Raw genomic sequence first — 26,037 nt, forward strand, 5'->3', positions numbered from 1 at the left:
GGGCCTGACCCTGATGAACCGCTACATCAGCGGCGACAACGTGCACACCGCCACGGTCGACGATGGCAAGGAATGGGGCCGTGAAAGTGAACTGGCCTACACCGTGCAGAGCGGCGCGCTCAAGAGCCTCAACGTGAAATGGCGTAACGCATCGATTCGTCGCGACTTCAGCACCAACGAATTCGACGAGAACCGTATCTTCATCAGCTATCCGCTTTCGCTCCTGTAACACTGAGGAACCCCTTGCCATGTGCGCCTGCCAGCGCCATGGCAAGCCCCGGCAAGGATGCCGACCTAGAGCGGTTCGTCGATCAAACGTTGACAAGGTAGCGGAAGGATAAGGATATTCCATCTCGGTCGTACGACAACTTATAACAACTGTACCTCTCATTGTTTGCTCAGGTAATGCCATGACCACGACACAGATTCGCCAACCCTTCAATCGCCTGCTGTTGACCGGCGCTGCCGGCGGCCTTGGCAAAGTCTTGCGCGAACGCCTCAAGCCTTACGCCCGCCAGATTCGCCTGTCGGACATCGCCAACATGGCCCCGGCCATTGATGAAAGTGAGGAAGTGGTGCCCTGCGACCTGTCGGATAAACAGGCCGTGCACCAACTGGTGGAGGGCGTTGATGCCATCCTGCATTTCGGTGGTGTTTCGGTAGAGCGTCCGTTCGAAGAGATCCTCGGCGCCAATATCAGCGGCGTTTTCCATATTTATGAAGCGGCGCGCAAGCACGGTGTCAAACGCGTGATCTTCGCCAGCTCCAACCACGTCATCGGTTTCTACAAACAGGACCAGACGCTTGACGCCCATTGCCTTCGTCGTCCGGATGGCTACTACGGCCTGTCCAAGTCCTACGGTGAAGACATCGCCAATTTCTACTTCGATCGCTACGGCATCGAGACCGTGAGCATCCGCATCGGCTCGTCGTTCCCGGAACCACAGAACCGCCGGATGATGAGCACCTGGCTGAGTTTCGACGACCTCACCCAACTGATCGAATGCTCGCTCTATACCCCCAAAGTCGGCCATACCGTGGTCTACGGCGTGTCCGCCAACCGCGACGTCTGGTGGGACAACAGCCACGCCGCGCACCTGGGCTACCAGCCCAAGGACACTTCGGAAATCTTCCGCGCCAAAGTCGAAGCGCAGCCGATGCCGGCCGCCGATGACCCGGCCATGGTCTACCAGGGCGGCGCTTTTGTAGCGACCGGCCCGTTCGACGACTGATTCGCCTGTTGTTCATGGGATACGAACGAACCAAGGAATCGCCATGCAAGCCGAATTGATTGTCGATGCACGCAACGCCGTCGGGGAAAGCCCGGTGTGGGTCCCCGAGGAAAATGCGCTCTATTGGGTGAACATCCCCAACGGCGGCCTGCAACGCTGGAACGCCAGCACTGGAAAAATCCAGGGCTGGGAAGCACCGGAAATGCTCGCCTGCATTGCCCGTCACCAGGACGGTGGCTGGGTCGCGGGCATGGAAAGCGGTTTCTTCCGCCTGCACCCGAATGACGATGGCAGCCTCGACAGCGAGCTGTGCGCGAGCGTCGAACACAGCCGCACTGACATGCGCCTCAACGACGGCCGCTGCGACCGTCAGGGCCGCTTCTGGGCCGGCAGCATGGTGCTGAACATGGGCGCCAACGCCGACGAAGGCCGGATGTACCGTTATGACGCCGGGCAATGCAGCCCGGTCGAGACGCAACTGAGCGGTTTCATCGTGCCCAACGGCCTGGGTTTCAGCCCGGACGGACGCACCATGTACCTCTCCGATTCGCACCCGTTGATCCAGCAGATCTGGGCCTTCGACTACGACATCGACAGCGGTACGCCGTCCAACCGGCGGCTGTTCGTCGACATGATGCCCCTGGCCGGTCGCCCGGACGGCGCGGCGGTGGATGCGGACGGTTGCTATTGGATCTGCGCCAACGATGCAGGCCTGATCCACCGCTTCACCCCGGATGGACGCCTCGACCGCTCGCTGGAAGTGCCGGTGAAAAAACCGACCATGTGCGCCTTTGGCGGCAGTGGCCTGGACAGCCTTTTCGTCACCTCGATCCGCCCAGGTGACGACAACGATCCGCAATCCTTGGCCGGTGGCGTGTTCGCCCTCAAGCCCGGCGTCAAGGGCCTGGCCGAACCTGCTTTCGGAGGACGGAAACACTCCGCGAACTGATCTGCTTTGCCGCTTCACATCGATAGATATAAAAACAACAACACTGGAGATTGACTATGAATTTCAAACGCACGCTTTTGATCGCGGCCCTGCCCTTGGCCTTCCTGGCCCAGGCGGCACACGCTGAACTCACTCTGAAAATCGCCGACATTCACCCCAAGGGCTACCCGACCGTAGTCGCCGAGGAGTCCATGGGTAAAGCCCTGGAAGCCGAGAGCAAGGGCGAACTGAAGTTCAAGTTCTTCCCGGGTGGCGTACTGGGTTCCGAAAAAGAAGTCATCGAGCAAATGCAAGCCGGCGCGATCCAGATGTCCCGCGTCAGCCTGGGTATCGTCGGCCCTGTGGTGCCGGACGTGAACGTCTTCAACATGCCGTTCATTTTCCGCGACCAGGCCCACATGCGCGCCGTCATCGATGGCGACGTGGGCGATGCGATCCTTGACCGGATCACCAACTCCGAGTTCGGCCTGGTGGCCCTGGCCTGGATGGACGGCGGTACGCGCAACCTCTACACCAAGAAACCGGTGCGCAAGCTTGAAGATCTGAAAGGCATGAAAATCCGCGTCCAAGGCAACCCTATGTTCATCGAGATGATGAACGCCATGGGTGCCAACGGCATCGCCATGGACACCGGCGAAATCTTCAGCGCCTTGCAGACCGGCGTCATCGACGGCGCGGAAAACAACCCGCCGACCCTGCTCGAACACAACCACTACCAGAACGCCAAGTACTACAGCTTGACCGGTCACCTGATCCTGCCTGAGCCGATCGTGATGTCGAAAATCACCTGGAACAAGCTCACGCCAGAACAGCAGGACATGGTGAAAAAAGCCGCCAAGGCGGCCCAGGCTGAAGAGCGCGTTCTGTGGGACAAGAAATCCGCCGCCAGTGAAGAAAAACTCAAGGCCGCTGGCGTCGAGTTCATCACCGTCGACAAAAAACCCTTCTATGACGCCACCGCGCCGGTCCGGGCCAAATACGGTGCGCCGTATGCCGACCTGATCAAGCGTATCGAAGCCGTTAAATAAGACCTCTCGATCTGTACTCATGAAAAGGCTGGGCGCGCCGCAGGTGAAGGCGCGCCCGGTTACGGTGGAACCCGATGAAGAATTTGCTGCTGCGTATCAACGACACGATTTACATGACTTGCATCTGGGTAGCCGGCCTGTCTGTCCTGGCAGTTTCCCTGATGATTCCCTGGGGCGTATTTGCCCGCTACGTGCTGGGCTCAGGCTCCAGTTGGCCGGAGCCCACCGCCATCCTGCTGATGATGGTGTTTTCCTTCATCGGTGCCGCTTCCAGCTACCGTTCCGGCTCGCACATGGCCGTGGATATGGTCACCAGCCGCATGCCATCTGAATGGCGAAACGCGGCGTCGATTTTCACCCAGCTCCTGATGGCGGCGGTGTGTATTTTCATGACCGTCTGGGGCACCAAGCTGTGCATGACCACCTGGAATCAGTTCATGAGCGCCATCCCTACCCTGCGCGTCGGCATCACCTATATGCCGATCCCGGTTGGTGGCTTCCTGACCTTGATTTTTGTCCTGGAAAAACTCTTGCTGGGTGATCAAAGCCAGCGTCGGGTCGTGCAGTTCGACCTGGTTGAAGAAAACGAAGGTGCCGCTTAATGGACGCTCTGATTCTGCTGGGCAGTTTTTTGCTGTTGATCCTGATCGGCATGCCGGTCGCCTACGCCTTGGGCGCCGCCGCCCTGATCGGGGCGTGGTGGATCGATATTCCGTTCCAGGCCATGATGATCCAGGTGGCGGGCGGGGTGAATAAATTCTCGCTGCTGGCCATTCCGTTCTTCGTCCTGGCCGGCGCGATCATGGCCGAGGGCGGCATGTCCCGCCGATTGGTGGCATTCGCCAGTGTGTTGGTAGGCTTCGTGCGCGGTGGCCTGTCTTTGGTCAACCTCGTGGCCTCGAGCTTCTTTGGCGCGATCTCCGGCTCCTCGGTGGCTGATACGGCCTCGGTCGGCTCGGTGCTGATCCCGGAAATGACACGCCAGGGCTATCCGCGTGAGTACGCCACCGCTGTCACCGTCAGTGGTTCGGTACAAGCGCTGCTGACACCGCCCAGCCATAACGCGGTGCTGTACTCGCTCGCCGCTGGCGGCACCGTCTCCATTGGTTCGCTGTTCATGGCCGGTATCGTGCCCGGCATCATGATGAACCTCTGCCTGATGGCGCTGTGCCTGGTCTTCGCTAAAAAGCGCAATTACCCCAAGGGCGAAGTGATCCCGCTCAAGCAAGCGTTGAAGATCTGCCGGGAAGCCATGTGGGGCATGATGACCCTGTTCATCATCCTTGGCGGCATCCTCTCCGGTGTGTTCACCGCCACCGAATCGGCCGCCATTGCCGTGGTGTGGGCGTTCTTCGTGACCATGTGCATCTATCGCGACTACAAGTGGAGCGAGTTGCCGAAACTGATGCACCGTACGGTACGCACCATCTCCATCGTGATGATCCTGATCGGCTTCGCCGCCAGCTTCGGCTACATCATGACGCTGATGGAAATCCCGGCGAAGATCACCACCGCGTTCCTGACACTGTCGGACAACCGCTACGTGATCCTGATGTGCATCAACGTGATGTTGCTGCTGCTGGGCACCGTGATGGACATGGCGCCGCTGATCCTGATCCTGACGCCGATCCTGATGCCAGTCATCGTCGGCATCGGCGTGGACCCGGTGCAGTTCGGCATGATCATGCTGGTGAACCTGGGCATCGGGCTGATCACGCCACCGGTGGGCGCGGTGTTGTTCGTCGGTTCCGCCATTGGCAAGGTCAGCATCGAAAGCACGGTCAAGGCGCTGCTGCCGTTCTACGCCATGCTGTTCGTGGTGCTGATGCTCGTGACCTACATTCCTGCCATTTCCCTGTGGTTGCCGAATCTGGTGTTGTAACCCTGTAAGCGAGCAAGCCCCCTTGTGGCGAGGGAGCTTGCTCCCGCTCGGCTGCGAAGCAGACGCCCGAGTCCAGACCGGATGGGCCTGCTACGCAGTCCAGCGGGAGCAAGCTCCCTCGCCACAAAAGCTATCTGCCTCCCTTCCATCTGGCTCCCTCCGAACAGAAGCGACTCCCATGACGCAGCCCCTCCTGTACCTCGAAGACGAACTCACCCGCCTCACCCTGGCCCCGCACCTGGGCGCCAGTCTCGTTGAATGGACATTGCGCAGCACCGGCACTCCGCTGCTGCGTCCTCCCGCCCCGCAAGCGCTGGAGAATGGCCTACCGGGCAAACTCGGTTGCTTTCCGTTGATCCCCTGGTCGAACAGGATTGCCCAAGGCGGTTTCGATTGCCCAGGCGGCTGGCTCGCCCTGGAAGCCAACAGCCCCAACGATCCGTTTCCGATCCATGGCAGTGCCTGGCAACAACCGTGGCAAGTGACCGAGCACAGCGCCCAGGAAGTATTGCTGCAGCTCGACAGCCAACACCCGTTCGCCTATTGCGCCTCCCTGCGGATTCGCCTCAGCGGCGGCCAGCTGCAAATCGCAACGCACGTCACCCACACGGCGAAACAGCCCGCCTGGCATGGGCTGGGCTTGCATCCGTATTTTCCGCGCACCGCCGGCACGCGCCTGCAAACCCGAGCCAGCGAAGTCTGGCTGTGCGACGCGTCGAAACTACCGACGGAACTGATGGACGTTCCCACCGTTTGGGACTTCCAGCAGCTCCGGTTACTGCCGGACACCCTTGTCGACAACGGCTTCGGTGGCTGGGACGGGCATTGCCTGGTCCAGCAACCAGACCTGGGATACGAGTTGGAATGCCGCGCCAGCGGCAGCAAATACTTCCTGCTGTACTGCCCCGTGGGCCTGGATTTCTTCTGCATCGAACCCGTCAGCCACCCGGTCAATGCCCACCATCTGCCGGGACGGCCGGGGTTGCGTTTGCTGGAACAAGGGCAGTCGGTGGCGCTGGGGTTTTCGATGCAGTGTCGGTTGCTATAAAGACCATAGCGACTCAACCCTTCAACCTGAATGCGAAGGGTATCGAGCGAACGTCGTCGGAATAAATGCCGGTAACGAGGATGTCGCCATTGGAATGTAATGCCAATGCAGAGTGGTATACCCAACCCTTCAACTTGAATTGAATCCAGCCCTCGTCATCACCGAAGCTGGTATCCAGGCGTCCATCGGGCAGATAGCGTGCGACCAGCATGTTGTCGGCTTCAACGCCCGTAAAACCACAGGTCACGATGCGCCCGTCCGGTTGAACCGCACAATCGGACCAGCCGGAATTCCCCATGGCAATCACAGGTTCGCCACCATTGAACCCCACATCCCTGCCGCCGTCCAGATCGATACTTATCATCATCCCATGAAAGGTATCCCTGCCTCTGAACTCGCCGACACCCAGGAGTTTCTGATCGCCCTTTAATGCGACGGCCCTGAAGCGTTCCCAAGTGACAGAGGAGGCGTCTATCTCGAAGATAAAACCGCCCTTACCGAAACGGGTGTCGAGACGGCCATCCAATTGCACGCGGGCCCATGCGCTGCTATCGCCTTGCCTCGTCTGCACGAAACCCGCCAAGTAGATAGCGTCGTTTACCACCAGCATACTTCGCGCATTCAAATGGTGCTCTGGATGTTCGATGACCGCACCACCTCCGTTTCCAAACGTCTGAACGAGGTTGCCGTCCTTGTCCAAGCACATGAGCAGCGTAACGCCCTTGTCCGCTCTCAGCGCGAATCCGGAGATGTATGTCCGCCCTCCGTAAAGAAACAGAGAAGACGTCCCCGAATAGAGATAAGTTGGCTCGTTACCGCCAACATTGGGGTCGCTCTTTGCGAGAAGGACGTCGCCGAAATCGAAGAGCGGCACCGAATGGCCGTTGACGCCATACGAGAGATCCAGCGTTCCGTTGGGAAGGTAACGTGCCAGCGCGAATCCGAACTTCCGAAAGCTAAGCTCGACGACTCCCAGAATTAATATCTTTCCATCCGGTAAGACAGCTATGTTCATCCCCCCGCTCGCCGCGCCCGGCATGAAAGAGTTTCTGACTGGCTCGCCGCCATTGAAGTCCTGACGGTTCGTTCCATCATGTTTGAGCGCCGAGATGATGTATTCAGATGGCGCCGTTTCACCCACGATGTAAGCCCTGTCCTCTGAATCTATCGCAACATCGAAGGTCTGTATCCCCGGAAGAAGCAGAATTTGACCTCTGTTGAATTCCGGATCGAACTCGCCAGCCCGTGTAGGTGTGGCGGTCATTGGCTTTTTCATTTTGAACCTCTGCATTCCACGCTATGCTGATTGACCTCGGAGCCATTCAACAGCAGCTCGACAGTCACCGATGCTTCTGTTCGTCCATTGCAAGCATTCCGTTCGCAGAGGGACGACGGAGCGATTTATTACGTGGGTCGTGCTCGCTGACTACTGTCAGAGTTGACAGTTCTGAGCAGATATCGGACGAATGGTGGGCTGGCAGAACAGGGAACGGAAAGCATTCGGCCAGCTATCGAGTCGCAAGGGGACGGGGTCGGTTAATGCCGTCACGTCCAGTTCCGGCCCCTCTCCCTCGTTAGCCGCCTCTGGAATCGTAGGCTTGGGCGGCACCGTCTCCATCGGTTCGCTGTTCATGGCCGGTATCGTCCCCGGCATCATGATGAACCTCTGCCTGATGGCGCTGTGCCTGGTCTTCGCGAAAAAACGCAATTACCCCAAGGGCGAAGTGATCCCGCTCAAGCAAGCGTTGAAGATCTGCCGGGAAGCCATGTGGGGCATGATGACCCTGTTCATCATCCTTGGCGGCATCCTCTCCGGTGTGTTCACCGCCACCGAATCGGCCGCCATTGCCGTGGTGTGGGCGTTCTTCGTGACCATGTGCATCTATCGCGACTACAAGTGGAGCGAGTTGCCGAAACTGATGCACCGTACGGTACGCACCATCTCCATCGTGATGATCCTGATCGGCTTCGCCGCCAGCTTCGGCTACATCATGACGCTGATGGAAATCCCGGCGAAGATCACCACCGCGTTCCTGACACTGTCGGACAACCGCTACGTGATCCTGATGTGCATCAACGTGATGTTGCTGCTGCTGGGCACCGTGATGGACATGGCGCCGCTGATCCTGATCCTGACGCCGATCCTGATGCCAGTCATCGTCGGCATCGGCGTGGACCCGGTGCAGTTCGGCATGATCATGCTGGTGAACCTGGGCATCGGGCTGATCACGCCACCGGTGGGCGCGGTGTTGTTCGTCGGTTCCGCCATTGGCAAGGTCAGCATCGAAAGCACGGTCAAGGCGCTGCTGCCGTTCTACGCCATGCTGTTCGTGGTGCTGATGCTCGTGACCTACATCCCTGCCATTTCCCTGTGGTTGCCGAATCTGGTGTTGTAACAGAAAACAATAGGTCCCCTTGTGGCGAGGGGATTTATCCCCGCTGGGCTGCGCCGCAGCCCTAAAGGTTCCGATCTCGGTGTATCAGGCAAATCGAGATGGCTGGTTTTGGGGCTGCTGCGCAGCCCAGCGGGGATAAATCCCCTCGCCACACTTGGGCAGATTCCCCTCCAGCTTTGCCCTCCCAACAGACGCCACCATCATGACCCAGCCCCTCCTGTACCTCGAAGACGAACTCACCCGCCTGACCCTGGCCCCGCACCTGGGCGCCAGTCTCGTTGAATGGACATTGCGCAGCACCGGCACTCCGCTGCTGCGTCCTCCCGCCCCGCAAGCGCTGGAGAATGGCCTACCGGGCAAACTCGGTTGCTTTCCGTTGATCCCCTGGTCGAACAGGATTGCCCAAGGCGGTTTCGATTGCCCAGGCGGCTGGCTCGCCCTGGAAGCCAACAGCCCCAACGATCCGTTTCCGATCCATGGCAGTGCCTGGCAACAACCGTGGCAAGTGACCGAGCACAGCGCCCAGGAAGTATTGCTGCAGCTCGACAGCCAACACCCGTTCGCCTATTGCGCCTCCCTGCGGATTCGCCTCAGCGGCGGCCAGCTGCAAATCGCAACGCACGTCACCCACACGGCGAAACAGCCCGCCTGGCATGGGCTGGGCTTGCATCCGTATTTTCCGCGCACCGCCCACACACGCCTGCAGACCCGAGCGAGCGAAGTCTGGAAATGCGATGCCACAAAGTTGCCGACCGAACTAGGCGCCGTTCCCGCCGAATGGGATTTCCAGCAGCTTCGTGCGCTGCCCGATACCCTCGTGGACAATGGTTTTGGCGGTTGGGACGGCGATTGCCTGATCCAGCAACCGGACCTGGGGTATGAACTGGAATGCCGCGCCAGCGGCAGCAAATACTTCCTGCTGTACTGCCCCGTCGGCCTGGATTTCTTCTGCATCGAACCGGTCAGCCACCCGGTCAATGCCCACCACTTGCCCGGGCAGCCGGGATTGCGCTTGCTGGAGCAAGGGCAATCGGTGGCGCTGGGGTTTTCGATGCAGTGTCGGCTGCTATAAAAACCAGAGCGACTCAACCCTTCAACCTGAATGCGAAGGGTATCGAGCTCCGGTCGTCGAAATATCGACCGGTAACGACGATGTCGCCATTGGAATGTAATGCCAATGCAGGCTGGTATACCTCATCCTTCATCCTGAATTGAATCCAGCCCTCGTTATCACCGAAGCTGGTATCCAGGCGCCCATCGGGCAGATAGCGCGCGACCAACATGTTCTCGCGATCAGCGCCGGTATAGCCACAGGTCACGATGCGCCCGTCCGGTTGAACCGCACAATCGAACCAGTCGGACTCCGGACCTATGCTAGTCACGACGGGGGCGCCATCATTGAAACCCACATCATTGCCGCCGTCCTGATCGATACTTTCCAGCATTCCTTGATAGGTCATTCTAATGTCCAAGGCCGTGCCGACACCCAGGATTTTCTGGTCGCCTTTTAATGCGATAGCCTTGAAGTTTACCCCACCACCATGACCGGCGCCTATCTCAAAGATAAACCCGCCCTTACCGAAACGGGTGTCGAGACGGCCATCCAGTCGCACGCGGGCCCATGCGCTGTAATTGCCTTGCCTGGCCTGCACGTATCCCGCCAAGTAGATAGCGTCGTTTACCACCAGCATACTTCGCGCATTCAAATGGTGCTCTGGATGTTCGATGACCGCACCACCTCCGTTTCCAAACGTCTGAACGAGGTTGCCGTCCTCGTCCAAGCACATGAGCAGCGTAACGCCCTTGCGCGCTCTCAGCGCGAATCCGGAGATGTATGTCCGCCCTCCGTAAAGGAACAGGCAGTACGTTCCCGTATAGAGATATTTCGCCTCGTTACCGCCAACAACGGGATCATTCCTTGCAATGACCGCATCGCCGAAGTCGAAGACCGGTACCGCATGGCCGTTGACACCATACGAGAGATCCAGCGCTCCGTTGGGAAGGTAACGTGCCAGCGCGAATCCAAACTTCGCATTGCTCAACTCGACGGGTCCCAGGATCAGTATCTTTCCATCCGGTAAGACAGCTACCTGCGTCCCCAGGCACCACGCGCCCGGCATGAACGAGTTTCTGACTGGCTCGCCGCCATTGAAGTCTGCGCGGTTCGTTCCATCAGGATTGAGCGCCGAGATAATGTATTCGCCATTTACCCACAGCGCTGTTCCACCCACGATGTAGATCCTATCCTCTGAATCTATTGCAACATCGACGGCATCCGTCCCCGGAAGGAACAGAATTTGACCTCCGTTGAATTCCGGGTCGAACTCGCCAGCCCGTGTAGGTGTGGCGGTCATTGGTTTATTTTTCATTCTGGGCCTCTCCATCGCACGCTATGCTGATTGACCTCGGAGCCGTTCAAACAGCAGCTCGACAGTCACCGATGCTTCTGTTCGTCCATTGCAAGCATTCCGGTTGCAGAAGAGACGACGGAGTCATTTATGACGTGGGTCGTGCTCGCTGACTACTGTCAGAGTTGACAGTTTTGAGCAGATATTGGACGAATGGTGGGCTGGCAGAACATCGCGCCTGGCGAAAGTGGCTACGCCCGAACCAGCATGAACACCGCCACCGCCAAACAGACTCCGGCAAACCCCACCTGCAACGCCCGCGCCGGAACCTTCGCCGAAAACCGTCGCCCGAGCACCATTCCGACAATGCTCGCCGCAATGAACGCCGCCCCGACCCGGTCGATGCTCACGCCGGCATGAAACGCCCCCACCACGCCAATCAGTGAAATCAGACTGATGACCATCAAGGACGTGGCGACGATCCCGCGCATCTGCACGTCGGTCAGTTGCTTGAACGCCGGGACGATCAGGAAACCGCCGCCCACGCCCAGCAGTCCCGAGACCATGCCGGTCACCGCGCCCAATGCCGACAGCGTGGCGGTGCAGCGGGCGGTCCAGGCCAGGCGACCAGTCTGCTGATCAAGCAGGCAATTCTTCTGGCCCCAACTGGCCGCGCCATGATCGCTGGGCCCCGCTTGTGCCGTTTCCCGGCGCAACATGCGCGCCGCCACCAACACCATCAGCAGGCTGAACAGGACCATCAGGATTCTTTCCGAAAGCTGGTGGGCGAAGTAAATACCCACCGGCGAAAACACCGCGCCCAAGAGCGCAATCAATAGCGCCGCCCGGTAGCGCACCAGGCCATGGCGCAACCCATCAATGGCCCCCACCGCCGCCGCGCTGCCCACCGCGAACAACGCCACTGGCGCGGCCTGGGTCATGCTCCAACCCAGGCCCAACACCAAGGCCGGCACAGCCAGAATACCGCCGCCCGCCCCCGTCAGGCCCAGGACCAGTCCCATGACCACACCGAAAAAACTTGCCAATAACATAAAAGTCTCTCAAGCCGCGCACGCCTGTTGTCAGGCGTGATCGCATTTGCAGGACGCGGTGGCCCTCACTTAAGCTGCGGACCTTATGTTGTAAACCTTAAGCGTAGCAACCGCTTCTTCCCGCACAGGTTCGCTGTCATGCCCGCGCAGATCCAGAGCTTTCTCGACCCCTCTTCCAAGACCTATACCTACGTGGTCTATGAACACAACGGCGGGCAATGCGCCGTAGTCGACCCGGTGCTCGACTATGACCCGGCTTCGGGCCGCAGCGGCACCGAACAGGCTGATCGGGTGATCGCTTTCGTGGCAGAACATCAACTGACGGTGCAATGGCTGCTGGAAACCCACGCCCACGCCGATCACTTGTCCGCCGCCCCTTACTTGCGAGGAAAACTGGGGGGCAAGATCGCCATCGGCGAATCGATCCACCAGGTTCAGCGTGTCTTCAAGGCGCTGTTCAACCTCGAACCGCAATTTGCGGTGGATGGTTCACAGTTCGATCACCTGTTCGCGGCCGACGAATCTTTTTTCATCGGCAACCTCAAGGCCACCGCGCTGCACATGCCTGGCCACACCCCGGCGGACATGGCCTACCTGATCGATGGCGACGTGATCATGGTGGGTGACACGCTGTTCATGCCCGACGTCGGCACCGCGCGTTGCGACTTTCCCGGTGGCAATGCCCATCAGCTCTACGCCTCGATTCAAAAGTTGCTGGCCTTTCCCGCCAGCGTGCGCCTGTACGTGTGCCACGACTATCCGCCGGAAGATCGCGAGCCCCAATGCATGAGCACCGTCGGCGAACAGCGTCAGCACAACATCCATGTTCGCGACGGCATCGACGAAGCCGCATTCGTGGCCATGCGTACCCAGCGCGACAAGACGCTGGGCATGCCGACTCTGCTGTTGCCAGCGATTCAGGTAAATGTGCGGGCCGGCCACATGCCGCCGGCCGAGGGCAATGGCGTGACCTATCTGAAGATTCCGATCAACCAGCTTTAGCAGCTTTCACGTACCCAACGTCAACCCATTCGCCGGCAACGGCAACGCGGTCTTGTAGCGCACCTGCTTGAGCGCGAAGCTTGAGCGGATATTCGCCACACCCGGCACCTTGGTCAAAAAATCCATCATGAAGCGCTCCAGCGACTGGATGGTCGGCACCAATACGCGGATCAGGTAGTCCGGATCGCCCGCCATCAAATAGCACTCCATCACCTCGGGCCGGTCGGAAATCGCCTCCTCGAAATGCTGCAGCGCCTCCTCCACCTGCTTCTCCAGGCTGACATGGATGAACACGTTGACGTGCAACCCCAGCAGGTCGGCGTCCAGCAGCGTGACCTGCTCGCGAATCACGCCCAGCTCTTCCATGGCCCGGACCCGGTTGAAGCACGGCGTTGGCGAAAGATTGACCGAACGGGCGAGATCCGCATTGGTGATGCGGGCGTTTTCCTGAAGGCTGTTCAAGATGCCAATGTCGGTACGATCCAATTTGCGCATGAGACAAAATTTCCCGTTTCTTATCGTTGTGCAGATTTTTTATCTGCAAATGATCTGAACAGCAAGCCAACAGAGAAAAATATTCTTCTTCGTCGAGCCTATGATTGTTGTAGGACAATTTCCCGTACCCGGGGAAATTCGTCAGCTAGCGCGCCCACTACAAGAAATTCACAAGATCGAGCGTAGAAAGCCATGAACCCAGCGTACGAACCGCTACGCCTGCACGTTCCCGAACCCTCGGGCCGTCCCGGCTGCAAGACCGACTTCTCCTACCTGCATCTGTCCGATGCTGGCACGGTGCGCAAACCTCCCATCGACGTCGAACCCGCCGACACCGCCGACCTGGCCCGCAGCCTGATCCGCGTACTCGACGACCAGGGCAATGCCTTGGGTGACTGGGCCGCGGACATTCCCGTCGAGATCCTGCGCAAGGGCATGCGTGCCATGCTCAAGACGCGCATCTACGACAACCGCATGGTCGTCGCCCAGCGTCAGAAAAAAATGTCGTTCTACATGCAAAGCCTTGGCGAAGAAGCCATCGGCAGCGCCCAGGCCCTGGCGTTGAACATCGACGACATGTGCTTTCCCACCTACCGCCAGCAAAGCATCCTGATGGCCCGCGAAGTGCCGCTGGTGGACCTGATCTGCCAACTGCTGTCCAACGAGCGCGATCCGCTAAAAGGCCGGCAGTTGCCGATCATGTACTCGGTCAAGGACGCCGGCTTCTTCACCATTTCCGGCAACCTCGCCACGCAGTTCATCCAGGGCGTGGGCTGGGGCATGGCCTCGGCGATCAAGGGCGACACCAAGATTGCCTCGGCCTGGATCGGTGACGGCGCCACCGCCGAATCGGACTTCCACACCGCCCTCACCTTCGCCCACGTCTACCGCGCGCCGGTGATCCTCAACGTGGTCAACAACCAGTGGGCAATTTCGACCTTCCAGGCCATTGCCGGCGGTGAAGCCACCACTTTCGCCGGACGCGGCGTCGGTTGCGGCATCGCCTCGCTGCGTGTCGATGGCAACGATTTCATGGCGGTCTACGCCGCCTCACGCTGGGCCGCCGAACGCGCCCGCCGCAACCTCGGCCCGGCGCTGATCGAATGGGTCACCTACCGCGCCGGCCCGCATTCCACCTCGGACGATCCCTCCAAGTACCGCCCCGCCGACGATTGGAGCCACTTCCCGCTGGGCGATCCGATTGCCCGCCTCAAGCAGCACATGGTGAAGATCGGCCAGTGGTCCGAAGAGGAACACGCTGCTGTCACCGCCGAACTCGAAGCCGAGGTGATCGCCGCGCAGAAGGAAGCCGAGCAGTACGGCACCCTCGCCGGCGGACAGATTCCAAGCGCCGCGACCATGTTCGAAGACGTCTACAAAGAGATGCCGGAGCACTTGAAGCGCCAGCGTCAGCAGTTGGGGATCTGACATGAACGATCACAACAACAATATTGCGTTGGACACCGCCATGACCACTACCACCATGACCATGATCCAGGCCCTGCGCTCGGCCATGGACGTGATGCTCGAGCGCGACGACAACGTCGTGGTGTTCGGCCAGGACGTCGGTTACTTCGGCGGCGTGTTCCGCTGCACCGAAGGCCTGCAGAACAAGTACGGCACCTCGCGGGTGTTCGACGCACCGATTTCCGAAAGCGGCATCGTCGGCGTGGCGGTGGGCATGGGTGCCTACGGCCTGCGCCCGGTAGCCGAGATCCAGTTCGCCGACTACGTCTACCCCGCCTCGGACCAGATCATTTCCGAAGCGGCGCGCCTGCGCTATCGCTCGGCCGGCGAGTTCACCGCGCCGATGACCCTGCGCATGCCTTGCGGCGGTGGTATCTATGGTGGCCAGACCCACAGCCAGAGCATCGAGGCGATGTTCACCCAGGTCTGCGGCCTGCGCACCGTGATGCCGTCCAACCCCTACGACGCCAAGGGCCTGCTGATCGCTTCCATCGAAAACGATGACCCGGTGATTTTCCTCGAACCCAAGCGCCTGTATAACGGCCCGTTCGACGGCCACCACGACCGTCCGGTGACGCCGTGGTCCAAACACCCTCAGGCGCAAGTCCCGGACGGCTACTACACCGTGCCGCTGGACGTTGCCGCCATCACCCGTCCGGGCAAGGACGTGACTGTCCTGACCTACGGCACCACGGTCTACGTCTCTCAAGTGGCAGCCGAAGAAACCGGCATCGACGCCGAAGTCATCGACCTGCGCAGCCTCTGGCCGCTGGACCTTGAGACCATCGTCAAGTCGGTGAAGAAGACCGGCCGCTGCGTGGTGGTCCACGAAGCCACCCGCACCTGCGGTTTCGGCGCCGAGCTGGTGTCGTTGGTACAAGAACATTGCTTCCACCACCTGGAAGCGCCCATCGAGCGCGTCACCGGTTGGGACACCCCCTACCCGCACGCGCAGGAGTGGGCGTATTTCCCAGGGCCGTCCCGTGTGGGCGCGGCGTTGAAACGGGTCATGGAGGTCTGAATGGGCACGCACGTTATCAAGATGCCGGACATCGGCGAAGGCATCGCGGAAGTTGAATTGTCGGTGTGGCACGTCAAGGTTGGCGACATGGTGGTCGAGGACCAAGTGCTGGCCGACGTGATGACCGACAAGGCGATGGTGGATATTCCTTCGCCGGTGCATGGCCGGGTCATCGCCTTGGGTGGCGAACCAGGTGAAGTCATGGCGGTGGGCAGCGAACTGATCCGCATTGAAGTGGAAGGCGCGGGCAACCTGAAGGAATCGGCGCAACCGGCTCCAGCTGCGGCGGCTGTACAGGCGCCAAAGCCAGCGCCAGTGGCCACGCCCGAACCGGTGGTGGAAAAAACCGCCGCGCCACGCTGCGCCCCGCAAGCACCTGTGGCCCGCGCCCCCGAAGAGCGTCCACTGGCCTCGCCGGCCGTGCGCAAGCACGCGCTGGACCTGGGCATCCAGCTGCGCCTGGTCCAGGGCAGCGGCCCCGCCGGGCGGATTCTGCATGAAGACCTGGAGGCCTACCTGGCCCAGGGTCCGTCGACCCAGGCCAAGGGCGGCTCGGGTTACGCCGAACGTCATGACCAGCAACAGATTCCAGTGATCGGCATGCGCCGCAAGATCGCCCAGCGCATGCAGGAAGCGACCCAGCGCGCCGCCCATTTCAGCTACGTCGAAGAAATCGACGTGACCGCCCTGGAAGAACTGCGGGTTCACCTGAACGAAAAACACGGCGCCAGTTGCGGCAAGCTCACCTTGCTGCCGTTCCTGGTTCGCGCCCTGGTCGTGGCCCTGCGGGATTTTCCGCAGATGAACGCCCGTTACGACGATGAAGCCCAAGTGATCCACCGCTGCGGCGCGGTGCATGTCGGTGTTGCCACCCAGAGCGACGTTGGCTTGATGGTGCCAGTGGTGCGTCATGCCGAGGCCCGCAGCCTATGGGACAGTGCGGCGGAAATTTCGCGCCTGGCCACGGCCGCGCGTAATGGCAAGGCCAGTCGCGACGAGCTGTCCGGTTCGACCATCACCCTGACCAGCCTCGGCGCACTCGGTGGCATCGTCAGCACGCCGGTGCTGAACCTGCCGGAAGTGGCGATTGTCGGCGTGAACAAAATCGTCGAACGCCCGATGGTGATCAAGGGCCAGATCGTGATCCGCAAGATGATGAACCTCTCCAGCTCCTTCGATCACCGGGTGGTCGATGGCATGGACGCGGCGCAATTCATCCAGGCCCTGCGTGGCCTGCTCGAACAACCCGCCACCTTGTTTGTGGAGTAAGAGATGCAAACTTTGAACACCAAGCTGCTGATCATTGGCGGCGGTCCTGGCGGCTACGTGGCAGCGATCCGCGCCGGTCAATTGGGGATCGAAACCATCCTGGTTGAAGCCCAGGCGCTGGGCGGGACCTGCCTGAACATCGGCTGCATCCCGTCCAAGGCGTTGATCCATGTCGCCGAACAGTTCCACCAGACCCGGCACCACAGCCAGGGCTCGGCCTTGGGTATCTCGGTGTCGGCGCCAACCCTGGACATCGGCAAGAGCGTGGAATGGAAAGACGGCATCGTCGATCGCCTGACCACGGGCGTCGCGGCGCTGTTGAAAAAGCACAAGATCCAAGTGATTCACGGCTGGGCCAAGGTCATCGACGGCAAGACCGTCGAAGTCGGCGACACGCGTATCCAGTGTGAACACCTGCTACTGGCCACCGGTTCGAAGAGTGTCGAACTGCCCATGTTGCCAATCGGCGGGCCGATCATCTCGTCCACCGAAGCCCTCGCCCCCACCTCGGTGCCCAAGCACCTGGTGGTGGTCGGCGGTGGCTACATCGGTCTGGAGCTGGGCATCGCCTACCGCAAGCTCGGCGCGGAAGTCAGCGTGGTCGAAGCCCAGGAACGGATCCTGCCGGCCTACGACGGCGAGCTGACCCAACCGGTGCACGAAGCGCTCAAGCAGTTGGGCGTGAAGCTGTACCTCAAGCACAGCGTCGAAGGTTTCGATGCCCAGGCCAGCACCTTGCAAGTGCGCGATCCCAACGGAGATACGTTGAACCTGACCACCGACCGGGTGCTGGTGGCGGTCGGGCGCAAACCCAACACCCAAGGCTGGAACCTTGAAGCGCTGAACCTGGCGATGAACGGCTCGGCGGTGAAGATCGACAGCCGTTGCCAGACCAGCATGCGCAACGTCTGGGCCATCGGCGACCTGAGCGGCGAACCGATGCTCGCCCACCGGGCCATGGCCCAGGGCGAAATGGTCGCCGAGCTGATCGCCGGCCAGCACCGGGAATTCAACCCGACGGCCATCGCGGCGGTGTGCTTCACCGATCCGGAACTGGTCGTGGTCGGCACGACGCCGGACGAGGCCAAGACTGCCGGACTCGACTGCATCGTTTCGAGCTTTCCGTTCGCCGCCAACGGCCGGGCCATGACCTTGGAGTCGAAGAGCGGTTTCGTCCGAGTCGTGGCGCGCCGGGACAACCACTTGATCGTCGGTTGGCAGGCGGTCGGCGTCGGCGTGTCGGAGCTGTCCACCGCGTTTGGCCAATCCCTGGAAATGGGTGCGCGCCTGGAGGACATCGCCGGCACCATCCACGCCCACCCAACGCTGGGCGAGGCCGTGCAGGAAGCGGCGTTGCGGGCGTTGGGGCATGCGTTGCATCTGTAATAGCGCGGCGCATCTGTGGCATGAGTTTCACCCGTGGCGAGGGCGCTTGCTCCCGCTGGGCCGCGAAGCGGCCCCCAATCCAAGCGACGGGATCATTCAGTCACACCGCGTTTACCGGGTTACGACTGCTTCGCAGCCGAGCGGGAGCAAGCTCCCTCGCCACAAGGAGCCGGCAGAAATTCTGCCTGTCGCCTATCGTGCGGGCTGCGAAACAGCCCCGGAATGAAGTATTGTTGTCCCCATTAAAACGTCAGAAGCCTTGAACCGTTTCGGCGGTTGTCAGGAAATAGAGGGTGTCATGGGTAACGAGAGCATCAATTGGGACAAACTGGGCTTTGACTACATCAAGACCGACAAGCGCTACCTGTCGCACTGGCGCGATGGCGCCTGGGACACAGGCACCCTGACCGAAGACAACGTGCTGCACATCAGCGAGGGCTCCACCGCCCTGCACTACGGTCAGCAATGCTTCGAAGGCCTGAAGGCCTATCGCTGCAAGGACGGTTCGATCAACCTGTTCCGCCCGGACCAGAACGCCGCCCGCATGCAACGCAGCTGCGCCCGCCTGCTGATGCCGCACGTTGACACCGAGCAGTTCGTCGAAGCCTGCAAGCAAGTGGTCCGCGCCAACGAGCGCTTCATCCCGCCGTATGGCACTGGCGGCGCGCTGTACCTGCGCCCGTTCGTGATCGGCGTGGGTGACAACATCGGCGTGCGCACCGCACCCGAGTTCATCTTCTCGATCTTCTGCATCCCGGTCGGCGCCTACTTCAAGGGCGGCCTGACCCCGCACAACTTCCTGATCTCCAACTTCGACCGCGCTGCCCCACAAGGCACCGGCGCGGCCAAGGTCGGTGGCAACTACGCCGCCAGCCTGATGCCCGGCTCCCAAGCCAAGAAAGCCAGCTTCGCCGACTGCATCTACCTGGACCCGATGAACCATTCGAAAATCGAGGAAGTCGGCTCGGCCAACTTCTTCGGCATCACTCACGACAACAAATTCATCACCCCCAACTCCCCGTCGGTCCTGCCAGGCATCACCCGCCTGTCGCTGATCGAACTGGCAAAATCGCGCCTGGGCCTGGAAGTGATTGAAGGCGATGTGTTCATCGACAAGCTGGCGGACTTCAAGGAAGCCGGCGCCTGCGGTACCGCTGCGGTAATCACGCCGATTGGCGGCATCAGCTACAAGGACAAGCTGCACGTGTTCCACAGCGAAACCGAAGTCGGCCCGATCACCCAAAAGCTCTACAAAGAGCTGACCGGTGTGCAGACCGGCGACGTGGAAGCGCCAGCGGGTTGGATCGTCAAGGTTTGATCCAAGCCCCCAGATAACACTGGGATGCTTTTGTGGCGAGGGAGCTTGCTCCCGCTCGACTGCGCAGCAGTCGCAATCCGGTAAACGTGGTCTACCTGAATGACCGCGTTGCTTGGCTTTGGGGCTGCTGCGCAGCCCAGCGGGAGCAAGCTCCCTCGCCACATGGAGCCGCGCCAGCTCTACCCTCGTCGCAAAACCGACCCTCGTCGCCATCGCTGGCAAAACCAGCCGTAGCCGCTGACCAGCAGAATCCCGCCCAGCACCAAGACCGCGCCAACGATGAAGTTCGGCTCCAGCGGCTCATCCAGCAACCAGACGCCAAAACCGATGCCGAACAGCGGCGTCATGAACGACAGCACTCCCAATTGCGACGCCAGGTAGCGACGCAGCAGGGAGAACCAGATCAAGAAACTGGCGAAGGACACCAGCAACACCTGGAACGCCATGCTCGCAAAGAGCTGCGGCGTCGGGTTGATCGTCGTTTCCCCGAGCGCCGCCGACGCGCCGATCAGCAATATCCCGGCGCCCACCAGCTGGTAAAGCAGCGTCTGGCTGGCCGGCAAGTCCGTCAGTCGCGAACAGCGCACCGTCACCGTGGTTGCGCCCCACAGCACGCCGGCCAGCAAGCCCATCCCGTCACCGAGCAACGAGCTGCCGCTCGCCGCGCCCGAGCCGCCACTGAAGGCCACCACGATCCCGCCGAATGCCACCGCGATGCCCAGCCATTGCGCCGGCTTGAGACGTTCGCTCGGCAATCTCCAGTGCAAGCCGAGGGCGGCGAACATCGGCGCGGTGTACAAGAAAATCACCATGTGCGAAGCCGTCGTATGACGCAGGCCTTCGCCCACCAGCACGAATTCCAAGGCGAACAACAACCCCACCAACAGGCCCGGACGCCAACTTCCATCGGCCAGGGATAAACGTTCACCGCGCCCCAATACCAACAGCCAGACCAGTACCGCTGCGATGGCCGAGCGCACGCCCAGTTGCAGCATTGGCGCCATGTCGGCCGCGCTGGCCTTGATCGCGACTTGCTGGAATCCCCAGATCGCACAGAGGCCGGTCATCAGGGCGCCGACCTGGCCATCCAGGGCGCGGCGGGTAGTCATGGGAAAACTCCTTGGGCAGAAATAAGATGAAAGGATTGTCTGCCTGACAGCTTTGCTGGATATAGTGATTACCCGACAAGCCATCCCGGTAATCCGCCATTGCGGTCGATATGCAGCCTCCAGCCCAACATCTGAAGATTCCTCCGTTCGAAGCGGCCCTGCCCTCGCCGATTTTCTTTCGCAGCGCCTGCATGCCGGCCCATGCCACTTACCCTCGGCACCGGCACGCCTGGGGTGAGTTCGTCTACTCCTACAGCGGCGTGATGGAAATCGAGATCGCCCAGCACCATTACCTGGCGCCACCGCAATACGGCATCTGGCTACCGCCGGACATGGAACACGTTGGGTTCAATCGGCATGAGGCCTGCCATTGTTCGTTGTATCTGGCGGCCGAACTGTGCGCTGCGCTGCCCGCCGTGCCCTGCGCGCTGACCTTGAGCCCGCTGATCCGCGCCCTGTTGGAAGAGCTGCGCAGCGACCCGCCGAGCCAGCCACAGACGTCCGAGCAACAGCGCTTGTTGCAGGTGCTGCTGGACAAGCTGGTCCAGGCGCCCCATGCCGGCAGTTATTTGCCGTCTTCGGATGATCCGTTGTTGGGCCCCGTGCTGCGGGCCTTGGAGGCGAACCCCAGCGACCCGCGCTCCTTGCCGCAACTGGCCCGCGCCGCCAACACCACCGAGCGCACGCTGATGCGTCGGGCCCAGCGGGACCTGGGCATGTCACTGGTGGAATGGCGCCAGCGCCTGAAAGTCATCGAAGCCCTGGCCCTGCTCGAACGTGGCCAGAGCGTGGAAACCATCGGCCTGGACCTGGGCTATAGCAGCGCTTCGGCGTTCATCAGCATGTTCCGCAAAATGATGGGCACCACGCCGGACGAATACCGACGCAGGCATATGGCTTGATTAGCGCAGGTCCACAGGCGAGGCAAGCCTGCTCGCGATAGCGGCCGCGGGTTTGGTCTGCGTTTCGGTGCTGATGCCAAACCGCGCCGACATCTCCCGCTGTCCTGCAGCCGTGAGCCCCAAGGCACGGCTATCCAGGTCCTGGATCACCCACTTGCGCTTGATCGCCACTTGCAGCAATGCCTTGCCCAAGGCACCGCCCAGATGCGGCCGGCGCATGCTCCAGTCCAGGCACGGGCAGGCGAATCGGCGTCGCTGGAGCGTCAGCGCCGGAACGTCAACGCCCAACCCGTTGAACAGCGCCTCGCCGGCCTCACTCAGCCGATAGCCCTCGCCCTCCACACCTACGAGCCATCCGGCTTCCAGCAAACGGTCATGCAATCTCACCGCCAAGGTGCCGGCCATGTGGTCGTAGCAGGTGCGAGCGAATTGCAGGCGATCCGGCGTGCGCGAGGAGAAGCTCGGGCTGGCGCTCTGGCCGATCACCATCAAGGCTTCAAGGGCCTGGGCCACACGTGGGTCAGCGAGGCTGTAGTAACGGTGGCGACCCTGGACATGCAACCGCACCAGCGCCAGCTCCCTGAGCTTCGCCAGATGTGCACTGGCGGTGGAGGCGCTGACTTCGGCGATGCTCGCCAGCTCCGTGCTGGTGCGGGCATGGCCATCCATCAACGCGCAGAGCATGCGGGTGCGGGCCGGTTCGGCAATGGCCGCCGCCACCTGGGATACGCCTACGTCATGTTGTTCCGCATCCATATTTCGCTCCCCGCCGAATCAAGCCATGCATCGACTGGAGATAGTAGCAACACTTTCTCCATCACGAACGAGGCAGCGCTTCATGAACCCGATCATCGCCGCGACTCACGCCGATCCTTACCCTTACTACGCGAGCCTGCGGGCCAATGGCGGGTTGACCTTCGACCCTCGATTGAAGCTCTGGATCGCCAGCAGCGCCGAAGCGGTTTGCGCCGTATTGCATCATGCCGATTGCCATGTGCGTCCGGCCGATGAACCGGTGCCGAGCGCCATTGCCGATGGGCCTGCCGGCCGGGTCTTCGGGCGCCTGATGCGGATGAACGACGGGGAACGGCAGCGGTGCCCGAGGGCGGCGATTGCGCCCGTGTTGCAGGACATCGATCCCTGGCAAGTCGAAGCGTTGGTCAAGACGCGCTTTCTCAGGGATGGCGCCGAGGGCCTGCATCAGGCCCAGTTTATCGGGCCGGCCAGCGTGGTGGCGGCGTTGCTGGGTTTCGACCCGGCGCAGAGCCGCCTGATCAGCGAATGGACAGGAGATTTCGTCGCCTGCCTGTCGCCCTTGAGCCAGGCGGCGCAGCGGGAAGCCGCGCACCGGGCCAGTGAGCTATTGACCGGCGCTTTCCAAGGGCGGATCGCGGCGCAGGACAATCCTTTTTTGAAGCGCATCTGCCAGGGTTTCCAAGACACCGACAGCCTCGTCGCCAACCTGATCGGCCTGCTCTCGCAAACCTACGAGGCCACGGCAGGCCTCATCGGCAACGCGCTGCTGGCGCTGATCCGTGATCCCGCCTTGCGCGGCTTGCTCCGCGATGATCCCGGACAGGTCGGCCCGTTGCTGGCCGAGGTCCAGCGTTTCGACCCTGCGGTACAAAACACCCGACGCTTCGTCGCCCTGCCCTGCGAAATCCTCGGCACGGCGCTGCAACCCGGGGATCCGGTGCTGGTGCTGCTGGCCTCGGCCAATCGCGACCCGCAGCTCAATCCGCAACCGGACGTCCTGCTGCTCGACCGCCCGAACCGCCGAAGTTTCAGCTTCGGCAGCGGGGGCCATGAATGTCCCGGCCAGAGCCTGGCCATGGACATTGCCCGTGCCACGCTCGGTGCGATTCTCGGGGGCCAACCACGACTGGAACAGTTGGCTTGGTGCTACCGCCCTTCCGTCAATGGACGGATCCCGCTGTTCAGCGACCGATGATGCACACAAGCCTGTCAGTCGTCCCGCGTCAGCACTTCCAGCAGCTCGATCTCGAATATGAGATTGCTGTTGGGCTGGATGTGCGCCCCCATGGACCGCTCACCGTAAGCTGCGGGGTTTTCGCAGAATTCGATGCGACTGGCAACCTTTTGCGGCGCAAGGGAACCGCAACGGCCACTTCGGTTCACATGGGTATCGACCCTGCATTTCAGATAAGGACTTTCTGATGATCGACTCTCGTCCGCTACATGGTTTTATCCCGCCTTATATCCTCAATCGCATCATCGCCCATGGCTCCGAACAACAACGCTCCAGCGCCCTCGGCACGCTGACCCACGTTAAAAACCTGCGCCACAATCCCGGCCCGCCGAGCAATGCGCCCGTTGCGGCCAAACTGCCCAAGCCTGGCAAGGCCGGTCATCCGCAGCGCAGCATTCATGACGCCCAGAACAACATGGAATTGCCGGGCCAACCGGTGCGCCTGGAAGGCCAAGCGGCCAGCGGTGACCCGGCGGTGGACGAGGCGTACGACGCTCTCGGCGCCACCTATGATTTTTTCTGGAAAGTGCTGGGCCGCGACTCCATCGACGGCAAGGGCTTTGCCCTGGTCGGCACCGTGCATTACGGCCAAGGCTACGAAAACGCGTTCTGGAATGGCGCGCAGATGGTGTTTGGCGATGGCGATGGCGAAATATTCCAACGCTTCACCCGCTCCCTCGATGTAGTCGCCCACGAGCTGGCCCACGGCGTCACCGAAAGCGAAGCCGGCTTGGTCTATGCCAACCAGTCCGGCGCGCTGAACGAATCCATCTCCGATGTGTTCGGCGTGCTGGTCAAGCAATTCGTCCTGGGCCAGACCGCCAACCAGGCCGACTGGCTGATCGGTGCCGACCTGCTCACCGACAAGATCAACGGTGACGGCCTGCGCAGCATGTCCAACCCCGGCACCGCCTACGATGACCCGCTGCTGGGCAAAGACCCGCAACCGGCGCACATGCGCGAGTTCGTCATTACCCGTGAGGACAATGGCGGCGTGCACATCAACTCCGGCATTCCCAACCGGGCCTTTTATCTGGTGGCGACGGCACTCGGCGGATTTGCCTGGGAAAAGGCCGGACGGATCTGGTATGAAACCTTATGCGACCGACAATTGGCCAACGATGCCTCCTTCAGCGCCTTCGCCCGCTTGACCGTCGCGCATGCCCGCCAACGCTTCGGCGAACGGGAAGTGCAAGCGGTGCAGGATGGCTGGGCCCAGGTGGGCGTCGACCTGAACGAGGAGAACGGATGAAAAACCTTCCAGACCTGGACGATAAAGCCGTGGTCAAGCTGTCACGCCAAGGCGGCGTGGCGGCCATCCACGCCCTGACCCGCCCCCGGGAAATCGAGTTCGCCCAGTGCGACCTCGATCAGCGCACGCGCATCTGCTCAGTGTTGGAGGGGTGCCTGCCGCTCACCTCTTCTACGCCGGGCCGGGGCGACCAGCGTTACTTCCAGATCGAGGTGCGTTTCCGCGCCAACGACCAGGACGATGAGATGGTGTTGCAGGTGCCCGAGGACCGGGCACCTGGCGAACTGGTTCATCTGTGGGACAAGGGCGAGGTGCTCTGATTAACGTGTGGCCGGGACGATCTTGACGATCGCGCCGGACACGGTTTCGATCAGCAAATACTTGTCGTCGATTTGCACCCATTGCTGCTCTTCTGTCGGCTGCTCGAGTTTCTTCTGCTTCCAATCTTTCATGGCCCGGTCCGAACGCTGATAATCGGCCGGTACCCGGTCATTCTCCACCAGCCTGCGGCCATTGCTCGGCGAGTGCTCCAAGGCGTCTCCGGTTTTTTCGACCGCTTGCGCAACGGGGCCAAGGGCTCCGAGGCTGGCGATCAGGACCAGGCTGGCGATCAGGGTTGGTTTACGCATAAAAAACTCCAGGTTATTCGAGGTACTGAATCTCGGACTTCGCGGGCGGCGGATCATTCATTTTACTGGTGCTTCTGAAGGCGCCCATGCCCCCGTGGCGAGGGAGCTTGCTCCCGCTGGGTTGCGCAGCGACCCCAATCCAGGCAACGCGTTCATTCAGTGATACCCCATTCACCGGATTTACGACTGCTGCGCAGCCGAGCGGGAGCAAGCTCCCTCGCCACGGGTTGCGCCTGGCATGGCATAGTGGCGGCTCCTGGAC

At 61.2% G+C, this 26,037-nt stretch carries 26 protein-coding genes and 1 pseudogene; 19 read left to right on the forward strand and 8 right to left on the reverse strand.

All coding sequences use genetic code 11. From position 1 onward, the window contains the following. The 7 genes from HU806_RS25050 to HU806_RS25080 form a co-directional block, all read left to right on the forward strand. Positions 1 to 229: OprD family outer membrane porin (locus HU806_RS25050; RefSeq protein ID WP_186615427.1), on the forward strand; the 229-nt coding region annotated here is incomplete at its 5' end. 181 nt (positions 230 to 410) lie between these two features. Continuing rightward, on the forward strand, positions 411 to 1,232 hold the full coding sequence (locus HU806_RS25055; RefSeq protein ID WP_186615428.1) for an NAD-dependent epimerase/dehydratase family protein: 822 nt from the start codon (positions 411 to 413) through the stop codon (positions 1,230 to 1,232). A gap of 43 nt (positions 1,233 to 1,275) precedes the next feature. Then, on the forward strand, positions 1,276 to 2,181 hold the full coding sequence (locus HU806_RS25060) for an SMP-30/gluconolactonase/LRE family protein (RefSeq protein ID WP_186615430.1): 906 nt from the start codon (positions 1,276 to 1,278) through the stop codon (positions 2,179 to 2,181). A 56-nt stretch (positions 2,182 to 2,237) separates the two neighbouring features. Continuing rightward, positions 2,238 to 3,209: a TRAP transporter substrate-binding protein gene (locus HU806_RS25065; RefSeq protein ID WP_186615432.1), complete on the forward strand. Its 972-nt coding sequence runs from the start codon at positions 2,238 to 2,240 to the stop codon at positions 3,207 to 3,209. A gap of 74 nt (positions 3,210 to 3,283) precedes the next feature. Continuing rightward, complete coding sequence (locus HU806_RS25070; protein WP_186615434.1) at positions 3,284 to 3,811, forward strand: TRAP transporter small permease; 528 nt, start codon at positions 3,284 to 3,286, stop codon at positions 3,809 to 3,811. Beyond that, positions 3,811 to 5,091: a TRAP transporter large permease gene (locus tag HU806_RS25075; RefSeq protein ID WP_186615435.1), complete on the forward strand. Its 1,281-nt coding sequence runs from the start codon at positions 3,811 to 3,813 to the stop codon at positions 5,089 to 5,091. The genes HU806_RS25070 and HU806_RS25075 overlap by 1 nt, the downstream gene beginning before the upstream one ends. Positions 5,092 to 5,269: 178 nt before the next feature. Next, positions 5,270 to 6,139 (forward strand): aldose 1-epimerase, encoded by an 870-nt coding sequence (locus HU806_RS25080; protein ID WP_186615437.1) that lies wholly within the window; start codon positions 5,270 to 5,272, stop codon positions 6,137 to 6,139. A gap of 13 nt (positions 6,140 to 6,152) precedes the next feature. Here HU806_RS25080 and HU806_RS25085 read toward each other — a convergent pair whose 3' ends face one another. Continuing rightward, a complete protein-coding gene (locus HU806_RS25085; RefSeq protein WP_186615439.1) occupies positions 6,153 to 7,403 on the reverse strand; it encodes a delta-60 repeat-containing protein in 1,251 nt (416 codons plus the stop codon). A gap of 202 nt (positions 7,404 to 7,605) precedes the next feature. On the opposite strand from HU806_RS25085, the gene HU806_RS25090 reads away from it, so the two are divergent. Together HU806_RS25090 and HU806_RS25095 are read left to right on the forward strand one after the other, a co-directional pair. Further along, positions 7,606 to 8,535, forward strand: coding sequence for a TRAP transporter large permease (locus tag HU806_RS25090; RefSeq protein ID WP_273018708.1), 930 nt, complete (start codon positions 7,606 to 7,608; stop codon positions 8,533 to 8,535). Between the two features lie 202 nt (positions 8,536 to 8,737). Continuing rightward, positions 8,738 to 9,607, forward strand: a complete 870-nt coding sequence (locus HU806_RS25095) for an aldose 1-epimerase (RefSeq protein ID WP_186615441.1) — start codon at positions 8,738 to 8,740, stop codon at positions 9,605 to 9,607. Between the two features lie 13 nt (positions 9,608 to 9,620). Here the strand turns inward: HU806_RS25095 and HU806_RS25100 are convergent, their stop codons facing one another. Together HU806_RS25100 and HU806_RS25105 are read right to left on the reverse strand one after the other, a co-directional pair. After that, entirely contained in the window at positions 9,621 to 10,904 is a 1,284-nt protein-coding gene (locus tag HU806_RS25100) for a delta-60 repeat-containing protein (protein ID WP_186615443.1), read from the reverse strand. Between the two features lie 230 nt (positions 10,905 to 11,134). Continuing rightward, positions 11,135 to 11,935, reverse strand: coding sequence for a sulfite exporter TauE/SafE family protein (locus HU806_RS25105; protein WP_186615445.1), 801 nt, complete (start codon positions 11,933 to 11,935; stop codon positions 11,135 to 11,137). 138 nt (positions 11,936 to 12,073) lie between these two features. On the opposite strand from HU806_RS25105, the gene HU806_RS25110 reads away from it, so the two are divergent. Further along, the gene (locus HU806_RS25110) at positions 12,074 to 12,937 is read left to right on the forward strand and encodes an MBL fold metallo-hydrolase (RefSeq protein ID WP_186615447.1); all 864 of its coding nucleotides are present in this window, start codon (positions 12,074 to 12,076) and stop codon (positions 12,935 to 12,937) included. Between the two features lie 6 nt (positions 12,938 to 12,943). Here the strand turns inward: HU806_RS25110 and bkdR are convergent, their stop codons facing one another. Next, the gene (bkdR, locus tag HU806_RS25115; protein ID WP_003202929.1) at positions 12,944 to 13,432 is read right to left on the reverse strand and encodes a Bkd operon transcriptional regulator BkdR; all 489 of its coding nucleotides are present in this window, start codon (positions 13,430 to 13,432) and stop codon (positions 12,944 to 12,946) included. Between the two features lie 192 nt (positions 13,433 to 13,624). Here bkdR and HU806_RS25120 point away from each other — a divergent pair, with 192 nt between their 5' ends. The 5 genes from HU806_RS25120 (at position 13,625) to HU806_RS25140 (ending at position 19,893) form a co-directional block, all read left to right on the forward strand. After that, on the forward strand, positions 13,625 to 14,860 hold the full coding sequence (locus HU806_RS25120; protein WP_030141238.1) for a 3-methyl-2-oxobutanoate dehydrogenase (2-methylpropanoyl-transferring) subunit alpha: 1,236 nt from the start codon (positions 13,625 to 13,627) through the stop codon (positions 14,858 to 14,860). Position 14,861: 1 nt separating this feature from the next. Further along, positions 14,862 to 15,920, forward strand: a complete 1,059-nt coding sequence (locus tag HU806_RS25125; protein ID WP_053185423.1) for an alpha-ketoacid dehydrogenase subunit beta — start codon at positions 14,862 to 14,864, stop codon at positions 15,918 to 15,920. Further along, positions 15,921 to 17,189 carry a dihydrolipoamide acetyltransferase family protein gene (locus HU806_RS25130; protein WP_186615449.1) on the forward strand — a complete coding sequence of 423 codons (1,269 nt, stop codon included), beginning with the start codon at positions 15,921 to 15,923 and terminating at the stop codon, positions 17,187 to 17,189. 3 nt (positions 17,190 to 17,192) lie between these two features. Continuing rightward, positions 17,193 to 18,575, forward strand: a complete 1,383-nt coding sequence (lpdA, locus tag HU806_RS25135; RefSeq protein WP_186615451.1) for a dihydrolipoyl dehydrogenase — start codon at positions 17,193 to 17,195, stop codon at positions 18,573 to 18,575. Positions 18,576 to 18,873: 298 nt separating this feature from the next. Continuing rightward, complete coding sequence (locus tag HU806_RS25140; protein WP_186615453.1) at positions 18,874 to 19,893, forward strand: branched-chain amino acid aminotransferase; 1,020 nt, start codon at positions 18,874 to 18,876, stop codon at positions 19,891 to 19,893. Between the two features lie 179 nt (positions 19,894 to 20,072). On the opposite strand, the gene HU806_RS25145 is transcribed toward HU806_RS25140, so the two are convergent. Then, complete coding sequence (locus tag HU806_RS25145) at positions 20,073 to 21,002, reverse strand: DMT family transporter (RefSeq protein ID WP_186615455.1); 930 nt, start codon at positions 21,000 to 21,002, stop codon at positions 20,073 to 20,075. 110 nt (positions 21,003 to 21,112) lie between these two features. On the opposite strand from HU806_RS25145, the gene HU806_RS25150 reads away from it, so the two are divergent. Then, positions 21,113 to 21,904 carry an AraC family transcriptional regulator gene (locus HU806_RS25150; RefSeq protein ID WP_186615457.1) on the forward strand — a complete coding sequence of 264 codons (792 nt, stop codon included), beginning with the start codon at positions 21,113 to 21,115 and terminating at the stop codon, positions 21,902 to 21,904. Here HU806_RS25150 and HU806_RS25155 read toward each other — a convergent pair whose 3' ends face one another. Continuing rightward, positions 21,905 to 22,660 carry an ArsR/SmtB family transcription factor gene (locus HU806_RS25155; protein ID WP_186615459.1) on the reverse strand — a complete coding sequence of 252 codons (756 nt, stop codon included), beginning with the start codon at positions 22,658 to 22,660 and terminating at the stop codon, positions 21,905 to 21,907. Positions 22,661 to 22,742: 82 nt separating this feature from the next. Between HU806_RS25155 and HU806_RS25160 the strand changes: the two genes are divergently transcribed. Further along, positions 22,743 to 23,855 (forward strand): cytochrome P450, encoded by a 1,113-nt coding sequence (locus HU806_RS25160; protein WP_186615461.1) that lies wholly within the window; start codon positions 22,743 to 22,745, stop codon positions 23,853 to 23,855. Positions 23,856 to 23,869: 14 nt separating this feature from the next. On the opposite strand, the pseudogene HU806_RS25165 reads toward HU806_RS25160, so the two are convergent. Then, positions 23,870 to 23,968: pseudogene (locus tag HU806_RS25165) on the reverse strand (FKBP-type peptidyl-prolyl cis-trans isomerase); the annotation flags it as partial. A 113-nt stretch (positions 23,969 to 24,081) separates the two neighbouring features. Between HU806_RS25165 and HU806_RS25170 the strand changes: the two are divergent. Beyond that, positions 24,082 to 25,146, forward strand: a complete 1,065-nt coding sequence (locus HU806_RS25170) for a M4 family metallopeptidase (protein ID WP_186615462.1) — start codon at positions 24,082 to 24,084, stop codon at positions 25,144 to 25,146. Further along, positions 25,143 to 25,466, forward strand: coding sequence for a protealysin inhibitor emfourin (locus HU806_RS25175; RefSeq protein ID WP_186615464.1), 324 nt, complete (start codon positions 25,143 to 25,145; stop codon positions 25,464 to 25,466). The genes HU806_RS25170 and HU806_RS25175 overlap by 4 nt, the downstream gene beginning before the upstream one ends. Here HU806_RS25175 and HU806_RS25180 read toward each other — a convergent pair whose 3' ends face one another. Beyond that, positions 25,467 to 25,775 carry an RcnB family protein gene (locus HU806_RS25180; protein ID WP_186615466.1) on the reverse strand — a complete coding sequence of 103 codons (309 nt, stop codon included), beginning with the start codon at positions 25,773 to 25,775 and terminating at the stop codon, positions 25,467 to 25,469. Positions 25,776 to 26,037: the final 262 nt, after the last annotated feature.

This window comes from Pseudomonas sp. SWRI154, from assembly GCF_014268645.1.
In the GTDB taxonomy this organism is placed as follows: domain Bacteria; phylum Pseudomonadota; class Gammaproteobacteria; order Pseudomonadales; family Pseudomonadaceae; genus Aquipseudomonas; species Aquipseudomonas marvdashtae.